Annotated in this window: 17 protein-coding genes; 11 read left to right on the top strand and 6 right to left on the bottom strand. The window is 56.3% G+C overall.

Annotated elements, in window-relative coordinates; genetic code table 11:
• The first annotated feature begins 14 nt into the window (after positions 1-14).
• The 9 genes from cmk (at position 15) to cysM (ending at position 8,715) form a co-directional block, all read left to right on the top strand.
• Entirely contained in the window at positions 15-686 is a 672-nt protein-coding gene (gene cmk / locus KHU33_RS11645) for a (d)CMP kinase (RefSeq protein ID WP_211463016.1), read from the top strand.
• Between the two features lie 196 nt (positions 687-882).
• The gene (gene rpsA, locus KHU33_RS11650) at positions 883-2,595 is read left to right on the top strand and encodes a 30S ribosomal protein S1 (RefSeq protein ID WP_061534471.1); all 1,713 of its coding nucleotides are present in this window, start codon (positions 883-885) and stop codon (positions 2,593-2,595) included.
• A gap of 28 nt (positions 2,596-2,623) precedes the next feature.
• Positions 2,624-2,929 carry an integration host factor subunit beta gene (locus tag KHU33_RS11655; protein ID WP_092359917.1) on the top strand — a complete coding sequence of 102 codons (306 nt, stop codon included), beginning with the start codon at positions 2,624-2,626 and terminating at the stop codon, positions 2,927-2,929.
• Between the two features lie 209 nt (positions 2,930-3,138).
• Positions 3,139-3,453 (top strand): LapA family protein, encoded by a 315-nt coding sequence (locus tag KHU33_RS11660; protein ID WP_211463017.1) that lies wholly within the window; start codon positions 3,139-3,141, stop codon positions 3,451-3,453.
• Positions 3,454-3,570: 117 nt separating this feature from the next.
• Positions 3,571-4,746: a lipopolysaccharide assembly protein LapB gene (gene lapB, locus KHU33_RS11665; protein ID WP_092400420.1), complete on the top strand. Its 1,176-nt coding sequence runs from the start codon at positions 3,571-3,573 to the stop codon at positions 4,744-4,746.
• Positions 4,747-4,820: 74 nt separating this feature from the next.
• Positions 4,821-6,203: a UDP-glucose dehydrogenase family protein gene (locus KHU33_RS11670; RefSeq protein ID WP_211463018.1), complete on the top strand. Its 1,383-nt coding sequence runs from the start codon at positions 4,821-4,823 to the stop codon at positions 6,201-6,203.
• A 4-nt stretch (positions 6,204-6,207) separates the two neighbouring features.
• Positions 6,208-7,149, top strand: coding sequence for a D-glycero-beta-D-manno-heptose-7-phosphate kinase (gene rfaE1 / locus KHU33_RS11675; protein ID WP_211463019.1), 942 nt, complete (start codon positions 6,208-6,210; stop codon positions 7,147-7,149).
• Positions 7,150-7,305: 156 nt separating this feature from the next.
• Positions 7,306-7,617 carry a ComEA family DNA-binding protein gene (locus KHU33_RS11680; RefSeq protein ID WP_211463020.1) on the top strand — a complete coding sequence of 104 codons (312 nt, stop codon included), beginning with the start codon at positions 7,306-7,308 and terminating at the stop codon, positions 7,615-7,617.
• Positions 7,618-7,812: 195 nt separating this feature from the next.
• On the top strand, positions 7,813-8,715 hold the full coding sequence (cysM, locus tag KHU33_RS11685) for a cysteine synthase CysM (RefSeq protein WP_211463021.1): 903 nt from the start codon (positions 7,813-7,815) through the stop codon (positions 8,713-8,715).
• Positions 8,716-8,754: 39 nt separating this feature from the next.
• Here cysM and KHU33_RS11690 read toward each other — a convergent pair whose 3' ends face one another.
• The gene (locus tag KHU33_RS11690) at positions 8,755-9,093 is read right to left on the bottom strand and encodes a hypothetical protein (protein WP_211463022.1); all 339 of its coding nucleotides are present in this window, start codon (positions 9,091-9,093) and stop codon (positions 8,755-8,757) included.
• Between the two features lie 404 nt (positions 9,094-9,497).
• Positions 9,498-10,082 (bottom strand): DUF1415 domain-containing protein, encoded by a 585-nt coding sequence (locus KHU33_RS11695; RefSeq protein WP_211463023.1) that lies wholly within the window; start codon positions 10,080-10,082, stop codon positions 9,498-9,500.
• A gap of 182 nt (positions 10,083-10,264) precedes the next feature.
• On the opposite strand from KHU33_RS11695, the gene KHU33_RS11700 reads away from it, so the two are divergent.
• Positions 10,265-10,801: a YaeQ family protein gene (locus tag KHU33_RS11700; RefSeq protein WP_211463024.1), complete on the top strand. Its 537-nt coding sequence runs from the start codon at positions 10,265-10,267 to the stop codon at positions 10,799-10,801.
• Position 10,802: 1 nt separating this feature from the next.
• On the opposite strand, the gene mltB is transcribed toward KHU33_RS11700, so the two are convergent.
• Genes mltB through KHU33_RS11720 form a run of 4 tightly spaced genes read right to left on the bottom strand, consistent with a single transcriptional unit; the run spans position 10,803 to position 15,988 of the window.
• Complete coding sequence (gene mltB, locus KHU33_RS11705) at positions 10,803-11,930, bottom strand: lytic murein transglycosylase B (RefSeq protein WP_211463025.1); 1,128 nt, start codon at positions 11,928-11,930, stop codon at positions 10,803-10,805.
• Positions 11,921-14,032 (bottom strand): transglutaminase family protein, encoded by a 2,112-nt coding sequence (locus tag KHU33_RS11710; RefSeq protein ID WP_211463026.1) that lies wholly within the window; start codon positions 14,030-14,032, stop codon positions 11,921-11,923. The genes mltB and KHU33_RS11710 overlap by 10 nt, the downstream gene beginning before the upstream one ends.
• Positions 14,029-15,030, bottom strand: a complete 1,002-nt coding sequence (locus KHU33_RS11715; protein ID WP_211463027.1) for a DUF58 domain-containing protein — start codon at positions 15,028-15,030, stop codon at positions 14,029-14,031. Before KHU33_RS11715 ends, KHU33_RS11710 begins: the two co-directional genes overlap by 4 nt.
• A 37-nt stretch (positions 15,031-15,067) precedes the next feature.
• The gene (locus KHU33_RS11720) at positions 15,068-15,988 is read right to left on the bottom strand and encodes an AAA family ATPase (protein ID WP_211463028.1); all 921 of its coding nucleotides are present in this window, start codon (positions 15,986-15,988) and stop codon (positions 15,068-15,070) included.
• A gap of 222 nt (positions 15,989-16,210) precedes the next feature.
• On the opposite strand from KHU33_RS11720, the gene KHU33_RS11725 reads away from it, so the two are divergent.
• Positions 16,211-17,149, top strand: a complete 939-nt coding sequence (locus tag KHU33_RS11725; protein WP_211463029.1) for a histone deacetylase family protein — start codon at positions 16,211-16,213, stop codon at positions 17,147-17,149.
• Positions 17,150-17,278 lie beyond the last annotated feature (129 nt).

Below are 17,278 nucleotides of genomic sequence, written 5' to 3' on the forward strand. Positions count from 1 at the left end.
CATCGAATGCTCCTATGCCTAATCCCCACATCCCTGTTATCACGATCGATGGCCCAACGGCGTCCGGCAAAGGCACGGTGGCGCAGAGGGTTGCGCAGCACCTGGGTTTTCATTATCTCGACTCCGGCGCCCTGTATCGGCTGACGGCCTTGTCCGTGATACGGCGCGATACGCCGCTGGACGATGAACATGCCTTGGCCAAGGCTGCCGAGCATTTGCATTGCCATTTCAACGGCGCCCATATTTTCCTGGCGAACGAGGATGTATCGAATGCTATCCGGGCCGAAGAAGTCGGTAATCTAGCCTCGAAAATTGCCGCCATACCAACAGTCAGGCAAGCATTGTTCGGCCTGCAGTTAAGCTTTCGGCAACATCCTGGGCTGGTCGCCGATGGCCGTGACATGGGCACGGTGATTTTCCCGCACGCCGGTTTGAAAGTATTTTTGACCGCCAGCGTCGAGGCCAGAGCCGAACGGCGCTATAAGCAATTGATTGACAAGGGTTTTTCTGCTAATATGGAAGACCTCTCAAAGGATTTGGCGGAGCGTGATGCGCGCGATAGCAACCGCAGCTCGGCGCCGTTAAAGGCCGCGGAAGGGGCGTATTTGCTGGATACTTCTGCAATGACTGCCGATCAGGCGGTCGAACAAGTACTCCGTTGGTACGCTGCTACCAAGCCAATCTGAATGAAGTCGTGAGGGGTGTTTAAGTCTCAGGCATTAATTAATACGTTTTTTATTAATATTTTTATTAATACGTTTTTGCAGTACCTTGGTGTTCGGTCTGACGCAAAGTCTGGCCGGACGTTGAAAAACCTAACCCTTTATTGACCGCATCCTAGTAAATACCTTGCGCGGCAATACTGGCCAACTAGTCAAAACTATGTCCATCACTGTTCTGTCCCCTGCATCTGCCGGCGCTAATGAATTCGCCGCGCTGTTTGAAGAATCGCTGTCACGTCAAGACATGCGTTCTGGTGAAGTGATTTCTGCTGAAGTCGTGCGCCTTGACCATAACTTCGTTATCGTCAACGCTGGCCTCAAGTCGGAAGCCTTCATTCCAATTGAAGAATTTAAAAATGACAACGGCGAACTCGAAGTAGCTGTCGGCGATTTCATCTCGGTCGCTATCGAATCGCTGGAAAACGGTTTCGGCGACACCATCCTGTCGCGCGACAAGGCCAAGCGTCTGGCATCGTGGCTCTCGCTGGAAAAAGCGATGGAGTCCGGCGAGATCGTGACAGGTACTGTCAATGGCAAGGTCAAGGGCGGCCTGACCGTTCTGACCAACGGCATCCGTGCCTTCCTGCCGGGTTCGCTGGTCGACACCCGTCCGGTCAAGGACACTACGCCGTTCGAAGGCAAGACCATGGAATTCAAGGTCATCAAGCTCGATCGCAAGCGTAACAACGTTGTGCTGTCGCGTCGTGCAGTTATCGAAGCGTCGATGGGCGAAGAGCGCCAAAAGCTGATGGAAACCTTGAAAGAAGGCACCATCGTTACCGGTGTCGTCAAGAACATCACCGACTACGGCGCATTCGTGGATCTGGGCGGCATCGACGGCCTGTTGCACATCACCGATCTGGCATGGCGTCGTGTGCGTCACCCGTCGGAAGTGCTCACAGTCGGTCAAGAGATCACTGCCAAGGTTCTGAAGTACGATCAAGAAAAGAATCGCGTTTCGCTGGGCGTCAAGCAACTGGGCGACGATCCTTGGACCGGTCTGTCACGTCGTTACCCGCAAAGCACACGCCTATTCGGTAAAGTCACCAACCTCACCGACTACGGCGCATTCGTTGAAGTCGAACAAGGCATCGAAGGCCTGGTTCACGTTTCCGAAATGGACTGGACCAACAAGAACGTGGCGCCAAACAAGGTCGTTCAATTGGGCGATGAAGTTGAAGTCATGGTTCTGGAAATCGACGAAGACCGTCGCCGTATCAGCCTGGGCATGAAGCAATGCAAGGCTAATCCTTGGGACGATTTCGCTGTTACCCACAAGAAGGGCGACAAAGTCAAGGGCGCGATCAAATCGATCACCGACTTCGGTGTGTTCATCGGCCTGGCCGGCAACATCGACGGTCTGGTGCATCTGTCCGATCTGTCCTGGACTGAAACCGGCGAAGAAGCCGTGCGTCGCTTCAAGAAGGGTGACGAGCTGGAAGCCATCGTGCTGGCAATCGACGTTGAGCGCGAGCGCGTTTCCCTGGGCGTCAAGCAACTTGAAGGCGATCCATTCAACAACTTCGCTGCAATGAACGACAAGGGCGCACTGGTTTCCGGTACCGTCAAGTCGGTTGAGCCTAAGGGCGCAGTGATCCAGTTGTCGGACGAAGTCGAAGGCTACCTGCGCGCTTCCGAAATCTCCCGCGATCGCGTGGAAGATGCCGGTACGCACCTGAAGGTTGGCGATACTGTCGAAACCATGGTCATCAACATTGACCGCAAGGCTCGCAGCATCCAGCTGTCGATCAAGGCGAAAGACAATGTTGAAACCCAAGAAGCAATGCAAAAGCTGTCTTCGGACTCCAATGCTGCTTCCGGCACGACCAGCCTGGGCGCACTGTTAAAAGCAAAACTCGATAACAAGAACTAAGCAATAACTAAGTGAGCGAGTCAAGCTAATGACAAAGTCGGAGCTGATTGCCCGCTTGGCCGAGCGTTATCCGCAGCTGGTAGCTAAAGATGCGGATTACGCGGTGAAAACCATACTCGATGCGATGACGGATGCCTTGGCAACCGGCCAGCGTATCGAGATTCGTGGGTTTGGCAGTTTTGCGCTGAATCGGCGGCCGCCGCGGATCGGACGCAATCCCAAGTCCGGCGACAAAGTGATGGTGCCCGAAAAACGGGTGCCGCATTTCAAGCCTGGCAAGGAATTGCGCGAACGGGTCGATGCGATGGTCGGGCAACCGATTCAAGAAGACTGAGTTGTAGTTGCTGAGTTAGTGTTAGTGCGTGAGCAAAATCGAAACGGCATCTTCGGATGCCGTTTTTTTTCACGTACAATTTCGCATCGTTTAAAGTTATATTGTTTGTGTATTAGTTGTGAATTTGTAAAAATGGCAAGAGTAAAGCCAGCCAACTGCAAAGTAGCTCGCCTGCTACCCACTATTACTCAATCGCACGGAAAGGCATCATGAAAATTATTTCCCGAATTCTTTCGATCTTGCTCTTTATTGTATTTTTCGGATTCGCTTTGCAAAACAAAGGTAACGTCGATCTCCAGTTCTTCCCTGGCACGACCATGCAAGGGCCGTTGGTATTGTTTCTGCTGGGTTTCTTTGTTTTTGGCGCGATCCTTGGCGTGCTGGCGATGGCACCATCCGTATTCCGTCACCGCCGCAACGCCGCAAAGACAAAAAAAGCGCTGACTTCCATGCAAAAAGAGCAGGAAGCACAACGGCTGGCCGAGTCACAAGCACCGCAACCGGACAGCATCAAGAATATATAATGCCGCTAAGTATCAAATTGAGTGAGCCGTTGTCATTGCAACGGCAGCTTCGATTTGCCGGCATTTTTACACCTGGGTTTTAGCTAAGGCTCAGGTCACGCATAAAGCACAGCCCGTATGGAATTTGAAATTTGGTGGTTACTCGGTATCCCGGTCTTTTTTGGATTAGGCTGGATCGCCGCACGGGTCGATATCAATCAGCTGATATCCGAGTCACGCAGTTTGCCCCGTGGTTATTTCAAGGGGTTGAATTTCCTGCTCAATGAGCAGCCGGACAAGGCCATCGATGCCTTTATCGAAATCGTCAAGCTTGATCCTGAAACCGCCGAGCTGCATTTCGCACTAGGCAACCTGTTCCGCCGCCGCGGCGAAACCGAGCGCGCCATCCGGGTGCACCAGAACTTGCTGGCGCGTCCCGATCTGGCGCAAGAACATCGCCTGCACGCTCAATATGAACTGGGGCAGGATTACCTGAAAGCCGGTTTGCTGGATCGCGCCGAAGAGAGTTTCAATTTACTCGCCGGCAGCCAATACGGCGCGCAAGCAGGGCGCGCCTTGCTGGAAATTTATCAGCGCGAAAAAGAATGGCTGCGGGCGATCGAGGCGGCCCAGACCTTGCAGCAATCGGGCGCCGGCGGCCGGCAAAAGGAAATCGCGCAGTTTTATTGCGAGCTGGCGCAAGATGAATTGGTGGACGGTCACCCCGAAGCCGCCATGTCCTTGCTAGAAAAAGCCTTAAGCAATGACCGCAACAGCGTGCGCGCCACCATGTTGCTGGGCGACGTGCATCTGGCGCAGGGCGACGTTGAGGCGGCCTTGCAGGTTTGGCGCCGGGTCGAGCAGCAAAGCGTGCCGCATGTGGCGCTGGTGGCGCAGCGTCTGATGGATGGCTATCGCGCTGTTGGGCGGCCGCATGAAGGCGTCAGCTTGCTGCGCTCTTATCTGGCCGAAGCATCTTCCATCGATCTGCTGGAAGTGGTGTTCAAGGCGGTGCTGGAGCTGGATGGCGTGGAAGCCACCAATCAGCTGGTGAGCGATGAGCTGCGGCGTACGCCGACCTTGCTCGGGCTGGATAAACTGCTGGAAGCGCGCCTGATGAAAATAACGCCGGAAATGCATACCGAGCTGTCGGTAGTCAAGAACCTGGTGCATGGCTATACCCAGAAACTGGCGCGCTACCAGTGTAGTCACTGTGGTTTCAAGGCGCGCCAATTCTATTGGCAATGCCCTGGTTGCAGCCGATGGGAAACCTATCCGCCGCGTCGTACTGAAGAGTTGAATGTAATGAATTAAATCGGCTGGCCCGTAATGAAAATGGCAGTCGCATGGCGATTGCCGGGGTCAGCGTAGCGCTTTCACGGAATAACATGAAAATTACTATTATCGGTACCGGTTATGTCGGTTTGGTCACTGGAGCTTGCCTGGCCGAATTGGGCAACGATGTATTTTGCCTGGACCTCGATCAACGCAAGATCGCCTTGCTGAATGGCGGCGGCATACCGATCCACGAACCGGGCCTGGCTGAGATCGTCAGCCGTAACCGTGCAGCCGGACGCCTGCATTTCTCCACCGACATCGCCGCCAGCGTGGCGCACGGCCAGGTGCAGTTTATTGCGGTGGGTACGCCGCCGGATGAAGACGGCTCCGCCGATCTGCAATACGTGTTGGCCGCGGCGCGCAACATCGGTAAATACATGAACGGCTTCAAGGTGATTGTCGACAAGTCGACGGTGCCAGTAGGTACTGCCGACAAAGTGACGGCAGCGATCCAGGCCGAACTGGGCGCACGCCAGTTGAGCTGCGAGGCGCTGCAATTTTCCGTCGTCTCCAATCCGGAGTTCTTGAAAGAGGGCGCCGCAGTTGAAGACTTCATGCGCCCCGACCGCATCGTCATCGGTTGCGACGAGAGCGCCTCAGGCCAGCAGGCACAAGCGCTGATGAAGCAGTTGTACCTGCCATTCAATCGTAACCACGAACGTACTTTCTGGATGGATGTGCGTTCCGCCGAATTCACCAAATACGCAGCGAACGCCATGCTGGCGACCCGCATTTCATTCATGAACGAGTTGGCCAATCTGGCCGACAAGGTAGGCGCCGACATCGAAGCCGTGCGCCACGGTATCGGCTCCGATCCACGCATAGGCTACAGCTTCCTGTATGCCGGCTGCGGTTATGGCGGTTCCTGTTTCCCCAAGGATGTGCAGGCGCTGGAGCGGACCGCGCGCGACTATGGGCAGGAATTGCTGATCTTGCGCGCAGTGGAACAAGTCAATAACAACCAGAAGCATGTGCTGGGCCAAAAGATTACCGAGCGTTTTGGCGTAGACTTGAGCGGTAAGCATTTTGCTTTATGGGGCCTGGCTTTCAAACCGAATACCGATGACATGCGAGAAGCTTCATCGCGCGTGCTGTTGGGTGAACTGATCGGGCGCGGCGCCACGGTGGCGGTGCATGACCCGGTTGCGATGACGGAGGCGCAGCGTGTGCTGGAGCTGGATTTTGCCGCAACCCCCGGCGCTTTTGAGCGCATACGGTTCTGCGAAAATCAGACCGATGCCTTGCAAAATGCCGATGCACTGATGATCGTTACGGAATGGAAGACCTTCCGCAGTCCCGACTTCGATCAGCTTAAGACGCTGCTGAAAGCACCGATAGTGTTCGACGGCCGCAATTTGTATGAACCGGAAGTGATGCGCGAGCTCGGTTTCGAATATTACGGTATCGGCCGTTCGATGCTGGCGCGTGGATAAGACGATGAGTAAACCTGCCTACAAGCTGCCTGCTTCATTTGAAAATGTCCGGATCCTGGTGGTCGGCGACGTCATGCTGGATCGTTACTGGTTCGGCGAAGTCAGCCGGATTTCGCCGGAAGCGCCGGTGCCCGTGGTCCGTATTGAACGGCGCGAAGAACGTCTGGGCGGCGCCGCCAACGTGGCGCGCAATATCGCCACTCTGGGCGGCGGCGCCGGTTTGCTGGGGGTGGTGGGCCAGGACGAAGCCGGCGACACCGTCGACAGCATGCTGAGCGAGATGGGGGTCAACAGTTTCCTGACCAGAGATCAGACCATCTCGACCATCATCAAGTTGCGCGTGATAGGCCGCCAGCAGCAATTGCTGCGCATCGATTTTGAAGAGGCGCCGACCGATGCCGTGCTGCGCGATAAACTGACGCGTTTCAATACCTTGCTGCCGCAATATCAGGTGATAGTCTTGTCCGACTACGCCAAAGGCAGCCTGGTCAACGTGGCGGACATGATTGCCGCTGCCAGGCAAGCCGGGAAATGCATTCTGGTCGATCCCAAGGGCGACGATTTCTCGCGCTATGTCGGCGCCACCGTCCTGACGCCGAACAAGTCGGAGATGATCCGCATCGTCGGCAGCTGGAAGAACGAAGAAGAGCTGACTGCGAAGGCGCAGAAATTGCGCACCTCCCTGCAACTCGATGCGCTGCTGTTGACGCGCTCGGAAGAGGGAATGAGTTTGTATACCGAGAAGGAAATCAGGCATTTCCCAGCCATGGCGCGCGAGGTATATGACGTCTCCGGCGCCGGCGATACCGTGATTGCCACGCTGGCAGTGATGCTGGGTGCGGGTTTGCCAATTGCCGACGCCGTCGCGCTGGCGAATCGCGCCGGCGGCATTGTGGTCGGCAAACTCGGTACGGCAACCGTCAGCCGCGACGAGTTGCTAGGATAGTGCTTCTTCATTTGCGCAGCATCGCCCTGAGCTAAGTCAACTCTTGTTTGTGGTGTAAACGTCAATTTTCCATGTATCCGTGACTATAATCAACCAGACGTTTTCGCGTCTGGCTGATCGCTTCAGTCACCAACACATTCATGGGAGAAAGACGAAATGCTGAAAAAATTATTGCTGATAGTTTGCATGTTGATGGCCACCGTCAGTTTTGCTCAGGTCGATGTCAATAAGGGTGATCCGGCTGCCTTGGGCAGTATCAAGGGTATCGGCCCCGCCACCGCCAAGCGTATTGTCGATGAACGCAGCAAAGGCGGCAATTTCAAAGACTGGACCGATTTCGAAAGCCGCGTATCAGGCATAGGCGAGAAAAAATCCGTCAAGTTGTCGCAAGCCGGTTTGCTGGTAAACGGCAAGCCGAAGAGCGGGGAGGCAGCAACGCCCACCAAAACTGCCGCCAAGAGCAAATAGGAGGTCCATCCAATCCCGGTGGATAAAATGCGTAGTGAGTTTGCCTGGCCCCGTCTTTGATTCCGGGGCTTTTTCTTTTCTGGGAGGGCTTGTGAGCCAGCCAAGTAGCGTAAGCATCCGGTTTGTCAGGCTTTCATACGCGTAGCAAAGTCTCATATTAAAATGGACTCTTTGCACAAGACGCTTGATCACACTATGCCTTATCTGACTATCGAAGACACAATCGGCAATACGCCTCTGGTACAACTCAAACGTATCCCCGGCAGCGACGCCAAGCAGCGAAATAACATTATCCTGGGCAAGATGGAGGGCAATAATCCCGCCGGATCGGTGAAAGACCGGCCGGCATTGTCGATGATCAAACGCGCTGAGGAGCGTGGCCGGATAAAGCCCGGCGACACCTTGATTGAGGCAACCAGCGGCAACACCGGCATTGCGCTGGCGATGGTGGCGGCCATGCGCGGCTACAAGATGGTGCTGCTGATGCCGGAAAACCTGAGCGAAGAACGGCGTCAAAGCATGGCGGCGTATGGCGCCAAGATCATTCTGACGCCCAAGACCGGCGGTATGGAATATGCGCGCGACTTGGCTGAAAAGATGCAGAAAGATGGCGAGGGGCTAATTCTCGACCAGTTTGCCAATCCGGATAATACGCTGGCGCACTACGAAACCACCGGCCCGGAAATCTGGCGCGACACTGAAGGACGCATCACCCATTTTGTGAGTGCAATGGGCACTACCGGCACCATCATGGGTGTTTCTACTTATCTGAAGGAACAGAATCAGGCCATTCGCATTATCGGCGCACAACCGGAGGAAGGTTCGCAAATCCCGGGCATCAGAAAATGGCCGGAAGCCTATCTGCCAAAAATATTCGATCGTTCGAGAGTGGACCAGATTGAGTCAGTCAGTCAGGCCGCGTCCGAACATATGGCGCGCAGACTGGCGAGTGAAGAGGGGATTTTCTGCGGGATATCCGCAGCGGGAGCTTGCGAGATAGCGTTAAGGATCTCGCAGCAAGTAGAAAACGCGACGATTGTTTTCGTCGTTTGCGATCGGGGCGACCGCTACTTGTCTACCGGCGTCTTCCCTGCCTAAAGCAAGGCGCTTCAGGCAGGGGCGGGGGCGATATGCCGATTACTTCAGCTTTTCGGCTTCGATCTTGCTCTTTGGCTTGAATTGCTTGTCGCTGATACGGAATTTCTCGCGACGATCGCCCATCAAGGCGCGCAACTCACGAATCGTCAGATCGCTGACTTCATGCATACGAATCAGCAGCGAGGCGCCAACCGGCAAGCGACGATGACGGATTTTGCTGATGACCGGTGGCGCCACTTCGAGTGAGCGCGAGAGTGCCGCATCATTTTTCAAATGCAACTTGTCGATCAACGAATCAAGCAGGTGATTTGGGTCATAGGTCACCTGTTCATCGAGCTTGTTGCTGGTAGGTGCGTCTGGGGTAGTGTTAATAGTCATAATCAATTGATTCCGTTATCCTAGTTGATATATGGGAAGTGTTTGTGCAATTTGTACCGAACTATTACCAAATGCACCTCCCAGTTTTATTGGCGAAACTATATGTTTCGTATTTTATACTGATTTTGAGCACATATTTATCATAAAGAAACTCCCTATCTTTTTCTTCATGGAACAGCTGATACTGCTAAGTATATTGCACAGCATCTTGTACATTTGATCGGTAATAAACAACCTACCTCTGTTTAGTGACCAAATATACAAATAAGTTGCACAAGCTCAATTTAAAATTTTCTTATTACGATGTCTATTACTATTTAGTAACTTTCCGTAAAAATTGCAAGGAACACCATTTTTACAACATTTTATCGTTAATAAAGTAACAATTCAAATTGTTTTCTTTCCTATCCCTCCCTAAGTACTTTTTGCCAGCCGTCTAAACCCAATTGTTGCAGTGTCTGCATGTTCTTATTAAATATCTCGGCAGCGTCCGGGAACGCATCGACCGCACGCTCGACGCTGATTTCGCGTAACAGGTGCAAAGTCGGATAGGGCGCGCGATTCGTGTAATTGCTGATGTCGTCTACCTCAGTGCCGGCGAATTGATAGTCCGGGTGAAAGCTGGCAACCTGAATCTCGCCGCTCAGTTCAAGTTCATCGACTGCCGCATCGGCGACATCAAGAAAATCGTTGTAATCCAAAAAATCACGTAGTGCGTCAGGATGGATCAGCAAAGTAGTGTCGGTTGTCTCCGGATCAGCCTGTTGCAGAAATTTCAGCTCTTTCACCAGGTCCGCCAACAATTCTTCCGGCGTCTGCGCGGTGCTGACAACGTAGCGTATCTGATCCTTCATATACACCGCCTTGGCAAACGGGCAAAGATTGAGCCCGATGACGGCACGCTCCAGCCACAATTTTGTGTGAGCGATTACTTCGCTGGAGAATGGCGATATGGTTGTTGATGAAGCGCTTGATGAAACAGTTTTCATTGGATGGGCAGCAATACTTTGCAAGTTGTTAAGATCAGTATAAGGGCGAACCTGGCAACATCAAGTCTTGCCGGCGCGCCGCATCATATATGTGCACCAATCGTGCTCCAATCGGGTTATTCTTCCGATCCCGTGATTGCGACACACCGGGTTTGATTCAACTATATATAACAATAGGCGTTATGGCCCTTAAAGCAACTATTTTCAAAGCCGATCTGCAAATTGCAGATATGGACCGTCATTATTATCAGGAACATGCACTGACTTTGGCGCGTCATCCCTCGGAAACCGACGAACGCATGATGGTGCGCCTGTTGGCGTTCGCCCGTCACGCATCGGCTGCGCTGGTATTCGGCAAAGGCCTGTCGGATGCCGAGGAACCCGATTTGTGGGCCAAGGATCTGACCGGCGCTATCGATCTCTGGATTGAAGTCGGCCAGCCCGATGAAAAACGCATTCTCAAAGCCTGCGGAAGAGCCGCGCAGGTGGTGGTGTACAGCTACAGCAGCACCAGCCACATCTGGTGGAATCAGATCAGCAGCAAGGTGGCGCGTGCCCGTAATCTGACCGTCATCAATATCGCCGCCGCCAGCAGCGAGGCCCTGACCCGCTTCGCCCAGCGCAACATGCAACTGCAATGCACCATCCAGGATGGGCAGATCTGGCTGACCGCGAACGGTCAGACCGTCGAAGTCGAACTTAGCGTCAGCAATCCCTGATTTATTGTTGAGCGCGGTTCACCCGCACTGCACGTCCCAGATCCACCACTGACATCGCGTAAAAGAAACTGCGGTTGTATTGCGTGATGGCGAAGAAGTTATCGGTGCCCAGCCAGTATTCGGTCGGGTCCTGGCCGTTTTGCAAATCGATCAGGCCGAATCGGATATCATTCGGCGGCACCACGCCGGGCACCACGCCGGCGGCCGTCAATTCATCCAGCGAATATTTGGCTTCCAGGCCCTGCCCGATAAATGCCTGCCAGCGGTTTTCGGCGCTGGTGTCGGTCGACAAGGTTGCCGGGAAGACGATGGGCATGCCGGTTTTCCAGCCGTGTTCGGCCAGGTAATGGGCAACGCTGCCAATCGCATCGACCGGTGAATTGCGCAGATCGACTTTACCCTTGCCGTCAAAATCCACCCCGTACTGGCGTATGCTGCTCGGCATGAACTGCGGCCAGCCGATGGCGCCTGCATATGAGCCCAACAGAGTAAATGGATCTATGCCCGATTCCCTGGCATACAGCAGGGTGTTCTCCAGCTCGCCGCGGAAAAAAGTCATACGTGCTTCGCGCGTGGGCGTATTCGGATAATAAAATGCCAGCGTGGTGATGGCGTCCATCACGCGGAAGTCGCCGACATTGCGGCCGTACACGGTTTCGACGCCGATGATGCCGACGATGATTTCCGCCGGCACGCCATATTGCGCCTCGGCGCGGCTCAAGGCATCGGCATAGGCATTCCAGAAATCGACGCCGGCCTGGATCCGCACCGGTTCGACGAATCGGGCGCGGTAGGCCGCCCAATTCTTGGGTTTGCTGGCCGGGGCCGGTTTCATCAGTTGGATCGCGCGCTCGACATAGCGCACCTGGTTGAACATGGCGACCAGTGCGTTTCTATCGAAGCCATGTTTCTCGACCATCTGATCGATGAAAGCCGAGACCTCTTTCCATTCGGCGAAATTGGCGAACTCGCCGTCGTCGGCATTGCTGCTGGCTTTGCGGATTTTTGCCGCGCTGGCTTTGCCGGGGCTGCTTTGCTGGGCCAGCAGGTTGGGGCTGATCGAGATTGCCAGTGCGATAGCGCAAAGCTGGGCGGCAGTACGGAGAGCGGAAGTTGATTTTATCGACATTGGGAAAGCAGTAATTTTAGTTGTGCCATTAAAGGCGCAGGCGGTTTATTGTCAGGCCCGTAGCCGGCGCCATACTGCAGCGCCCCGTACAAAGCCATAAAGCGCTGGACCGCCACTTTGACAGAGGGCGAGAGCGGCGAATCACTGGCGCATAAGCGGCGGCCGTAGGTGCGCGGTCCTTCATGCTTGTTGCGCGCCATGCCACGCCGCGCCATCTGCGCGCACAGCGCGGAGTATACCGTATCGAGTGGCTTGGTCTTGTTTCGCGCCAGCAGCAAAGGCAAGGTGACGCTGCCGGCTGCCACCGTGCCGACGGTCAGCATCAGGAAGATCAGGGCGCGCCAGTCCAGCTGATCAAATCCCAGGCTATGCATCAGGCCCATTTGCCGTGCCGGCGTGTAATTCAAAACCCATTGATTCCAGCCGTTGCCCAACGCTTCCCAATTGGCGCGCAGCAGCGCCACCGAGTCGTTCAAGCCCGACCACCAGTTAGCCTGGCCGGCAGCGCCTCCTAGCAGATTGCCGAAGAAAGAGCGCGGCAGCAAATGGCTGAGCTGGGTTTCGATCCGGTTCGGCGCCACCGCCGCCGTGGGATCGGCTCTGACCCAGCCGCGTGGCGGCAACCAGACTTCCGCCCAGGCGTGGGCGTCTGATTGGCGCACCGTCATCATATCGTCGACCGGGTTGATTTCGCCGCCCTGATAACCGGTCACCACGCGCGCCGGAATGCCTGCCGCACGCATCAGCACCACGAACGAGCTGGCGTAGTGTTCGCAAAAGCCGGCGCGGCTGGAAAACAGGAAATCGTCGACGCTATCTTTGCCCAGTAGCGGCGGCTCCAGCGTATAGCTGAATTTTTCGTGGCGAAAGAAGCTCAGTACCGCATTCACGAGCGCCGTGTCGTTCGGCCATTTGCTGCGCAGGCTGGCGGCGAACTCCAGCGTGCGTGGATTGAAATCATGCGGCAATGCCAGCGCCTGCTGCATACCGCTTGGTGTGATCTGGTCGAACGTCGCAGGCCTGAGATTCGACATGACGTCGTAGCGTACGCGCTCGTCGATTGCACGCGCTGCGCGTAGCTGATGGTCCGCAGTCAATCGTACCGCGATGTTATCCAGGGTCGGCGCCAGTTGCGGCGTTTCCAGCGCAAACAGCCAGCGCTGGCCATTCGCCTCCATCGTGATTTGCTGGCGTACCGTGGCTCCCGGATTGGGAGCGCTGACTGCCTGAATACCATGTTCGGTATCGACTGTAGAGCGGCTTGCCGGTCCTTGAGTCCAGGTGCGGCCATCGAAATCGTTCAGCACTGCGCCGCGCCAATACAACTTGGCCGGGGCAGGCGGCGCATCGAAGAATTTGACGCGGAACGCAATCTCATCTGACAAGGCCAGTTGCGCGATATTCCCAGGCGCCATGCTGTCCGACAAACCTGTGCGGCCGCCGTGGGCATCGCCAGGCAAGCCCCACAACGGGCCTTGAATCCGCGGAAACAGCAGGAACAGGATCAGCGTCAGCGGCAGCGCCATGGCCAGTATCGTGGCGCCCAGGCGCAGCCGCTGTTTGAGCGGCGGCACCGCACCGGTATATTGAAACGATAGCTGTGCTGTCAGTATCAGCAGCAGGGTGGCGATCATCCACAACAAGCACTGCATGGTTTGAGAATAGAAGAAAGTGGTGAGCAGTAAAAAGAAACTCAACAGCAGCACCACGAATAAATCCCGTCGGGCGCGCATTTCCAGCAATTTAAATGTCAGCAGCAGCGCCAGCATGGCGACCCCGGCGTCGCGTCCGAATAAGGTGCGGTAGTCGATATAGACCGCCGCCATGGCAAGCGCCGCCAGCGGCAGCAACAGCCACAGTGGCGGCAGGCGCTGGCCGCGCAAGGTGATCCAGGCGCGCCATAGCAGCAGCCCGCCGCAGATCAGGGAAGTCCACCAGGACAGATGCAGAAAATGCGGCAGCAGCACCATGGCGCAAGCGCTGAGCAGCAGCAAGGTGTCGCTCTTGTCGCGCGGCAGGGTGTGCATATACGTGCTTGAGACGCGGAACAAGGGTTTGCTCTCAAGCTCGGCCCTGAGCTGTTGCATGGGCTTGCTGTTCATGGCGGCCCCTGATATAGCGCTAGCGCGCGCAGGCAGGCGCGCTGATGGGCAGGCCCGAGCGCCGCGCCATAGACGCTGTCGCCGAGGCGGAAAGCATACGGCAGCTGGCGCGCTTCGGCCTCTAATATCCAGCGCGTCATGCGCGAGAGTTTGGCTTCGAGCGGCATGTCGTAAGGCAGGGCGGCAAAATCGATCGATAAATCGCTGACTGCGCCGCCTTCGAACTGCTTGGTGATCAGCTTGGCGTCGAGCTCGGTATCCAGCCTGGCGATCTGGCGCCAAGCCAGATGCTTGAGCGAGTCGCCGCTCTGGTAGGTTCTTATTCCAGCAAAATCCTGGTGGCCGGCAACGCCGTTGCCGTCGCTTCTTTCTATCGGCGCCAGCGGCAGCGGCGGGCTTGTTATCGATGCTTCCGGCTGCGGGTAGACCAAGGCTTTGCTGTCCGGTTGCCAGTAACTCCAGGCCCGCAGCAAACCAAGCGGAAAGCGGGTCCGCAAACGTATCCTCGGAGCCGGCTGCCAGCCGCGGTGGGTGGTGGTCATCGCCAATGTCAGGTGGCTGGCGCCATGGGCCGAGACATCCATCGCGCGCTCTATGGCGGGCAGGCCGGACCCGATGAAGCCGAGCCAGATCGCGTACCGGGCATGCTTGCGGCGGTTCGTCAGATGCAACTCGAACAGCGCGTCTTCGCCGGCAAATACCGCTGCCACCTTGCCGGCCGTCAGATGCAGATAAGCCAGATTACGGAACGTCAGATGCATGTCGATGACAGCGCAGGCAGCCAGCAGAAAGGTCAAACCAAAGCCGAGGCTCAGGTTGTAATTGATCGAGCATAAAAACAGCAATACCAGCACGACGGCAAAGGCCAGCCCGGGCCGGCTCGGCACGATGAATACACGCCGCTGGGTCAGCACCACCTCTCCCGGTTCGGCCTCGCGCAGCTGAAACAGGGAGCGCTCCAGCCAATCTCGGAATCGTTTGCGGAGGGAGGTCAGCATGGGGGCGGGTGCAGACAAGTAGTCACGAAAGAATGTTTTAAACCGCGACCGACTTCATCAACTGCAAAACCAGATCGCGCGCACCAAGGGCGCTGCCGGTGTGCGCCTTGAGCGGGCGCAGCCGATGCGCCGTGACCGGCACCAGTACCGCCTGGATATCTTCGGGGATGACGTGATTGCGGCCCTCCAGAGCCGCCCAGGCCCGCGCCGCCTGCAACAGCGCAATCGCGGCGCGTGGACTCATGCCTTCCGCAAACAAGCCGTTTTGGCGCGAAGCATGGGCCAACGCCTGTATGTAATCGATCAACGAAGACGAGGTGTGGATTTGCTTCAATGCCTGTCTGGCTTCGATCAATTCAGCCGCTTGCATCACCGGCGCGATCGATTTCAGCAGGACGCGGCGATCTTCCCCCATCAGCAACGCGCGCTCGGCGGCGGCATCCGGATAGCCGAGCGACAAGCACATCAGAAAGCGGTCCAGCTGCGATTCCGGCAAAGCGAAAGTGCCGACCTGATGCGCCGGATTCTGGGTCGCGATGACAAAGAACGGTTCCGGCAGATCGCGCGTCACGCCTTCGGCAGTGACCTGGCGTTCTTCCATCGCTTCCAGCAGCGCCGACTGGGTTTTGGGCGTGGCCCGGTTGATTTCATCGGCCAGCAGCACCTGGGTGAACACCGGTCCCGGGTGAAACACAAAGCTGCTTTTCTCGCGATCGAAAACTGAAATCCCCACCACGTCGGCCGGCAGCAGATCACTGGTGAATTGCAACCGGTTGAAGTGCAGCCCCAAGGAAATGGCGAGTGCATGCGCCAGGGTAGTCTTGCCGACCCCGGGCACATCCTCAATCAAGAGATGGCCGCCCGCCAGCAGGCATACCAATGCCTGGCGGATCTGATGATCCTTGCCGACGACGATCTGACCGACTTGCTGGGCAACTGCGTGGATTTTTGCGAACATGGGTTTGTTTGATGAGGGCAGCATGGCGGAGAGAGAATCATACAAACTTCCCCGCAGTTATCCTAGTTCCTTAAAGTGAAATATGATGGTTTTTTCAGGACTGTCGGATTTCAGGGAATTGATCGCGACGGATTCCACGGATCTGCTCATTCATTTTTCAGTTCTTGGGTACACTAGCGTAGTGCTGCGCATCATTCCCGGCAAGACTTTTGGCGAGATCAATTGACTACTGCTTTTTATACCCATCCCGATTGCAAGCTGCACGACATGGGCGCCGGGCATCCGGAATCGCCGGCCAGGCTGCAGGCGATCGAAGACCAGCTGATTGCCAGCCGCATCGACCAGTTGCTGGATTACCGCAGTGCGCCGCTGGCGCAAGAGAGCGATCTTGCGCAGGTGCACGGCGCAGCCATGATTGCTTTGATCAAAGAGCACAGTCTGGCCCTGGCCGGCAAGGGCGGCCGCTATCCGCTCGATCCCGACACTTCAATCAATGGCTATAGCTGGCAAGCGGCGCTGCGCGCTGCAGGGATGGCGCTGGCCGCGACCGACGCCGTGCTGGCGGGGGAGATCAACAACGCGTTTTGCGCGGTGCGTCCGCCCGGGCATCATGCAACCTCAAGCGCTCCCATGGGGTTTTGCCTGTTCAACAACATTGCACTAGCCGCCCGCCACGCGCTGGAAGCACATGGGCTGGAACGGGTGGCGATTGTCGATTTCGATGTGCATCATGGCAATGGCACTGAAGAGATTTTTGCGCATGATCCGCGGGTGCTGATGGTGAGTTTTTTCCAGCACCCTTTTTATCCGTTCAGCGGCGCCGAGGCGGAAGGGGGCAATGCGGTCAATGTTCCGGTGCCGGCCTATAGCGACGGCAAGATAGTGCGGCAGCTGGTGACGGAGCAATGGCTGCCGGCGCTGAACGCGCACCGCCCGCAGATGATCTTCGTTTCTGCCGGTTTTGATGCGCATAGAGAAGACGATATGGCGCAGATGGGCTTGGTCGAGGCCGACTACACCTGGCTTACCCGGCAAATCATGGAGGTCGCTGCGCAGCATGCGCAGGGCCGTATCGTCAGTTGCCTGGAGGGCGGCTACAACCTGTCGGCGCTGGGGCGCAGCGTGGTTGCGCATATGAAAGTATTGGCCGAACTCGAATAATCGTGCTGCCGCAGGGCGCGACGAAGCGCCGAAAGCTCCGGGCGATGGCCGTTTACTATCCGGCATCATGTGGTGTGCGGCGTCAGGGTTGGGGTAGAACCGAAATAAGTCCGTACAATAGCGGTTTAT

Origin of the sequence: Collimonas silvisoli, assembly GCF_018305005.1 — a bacterium.
Lineage (GTDB): Bacteria > Pseudomonadota > Gammaproteobacteria > Burkholderiales > Burkholderiaceae_D > Collimonas > Collimonas silvisoli.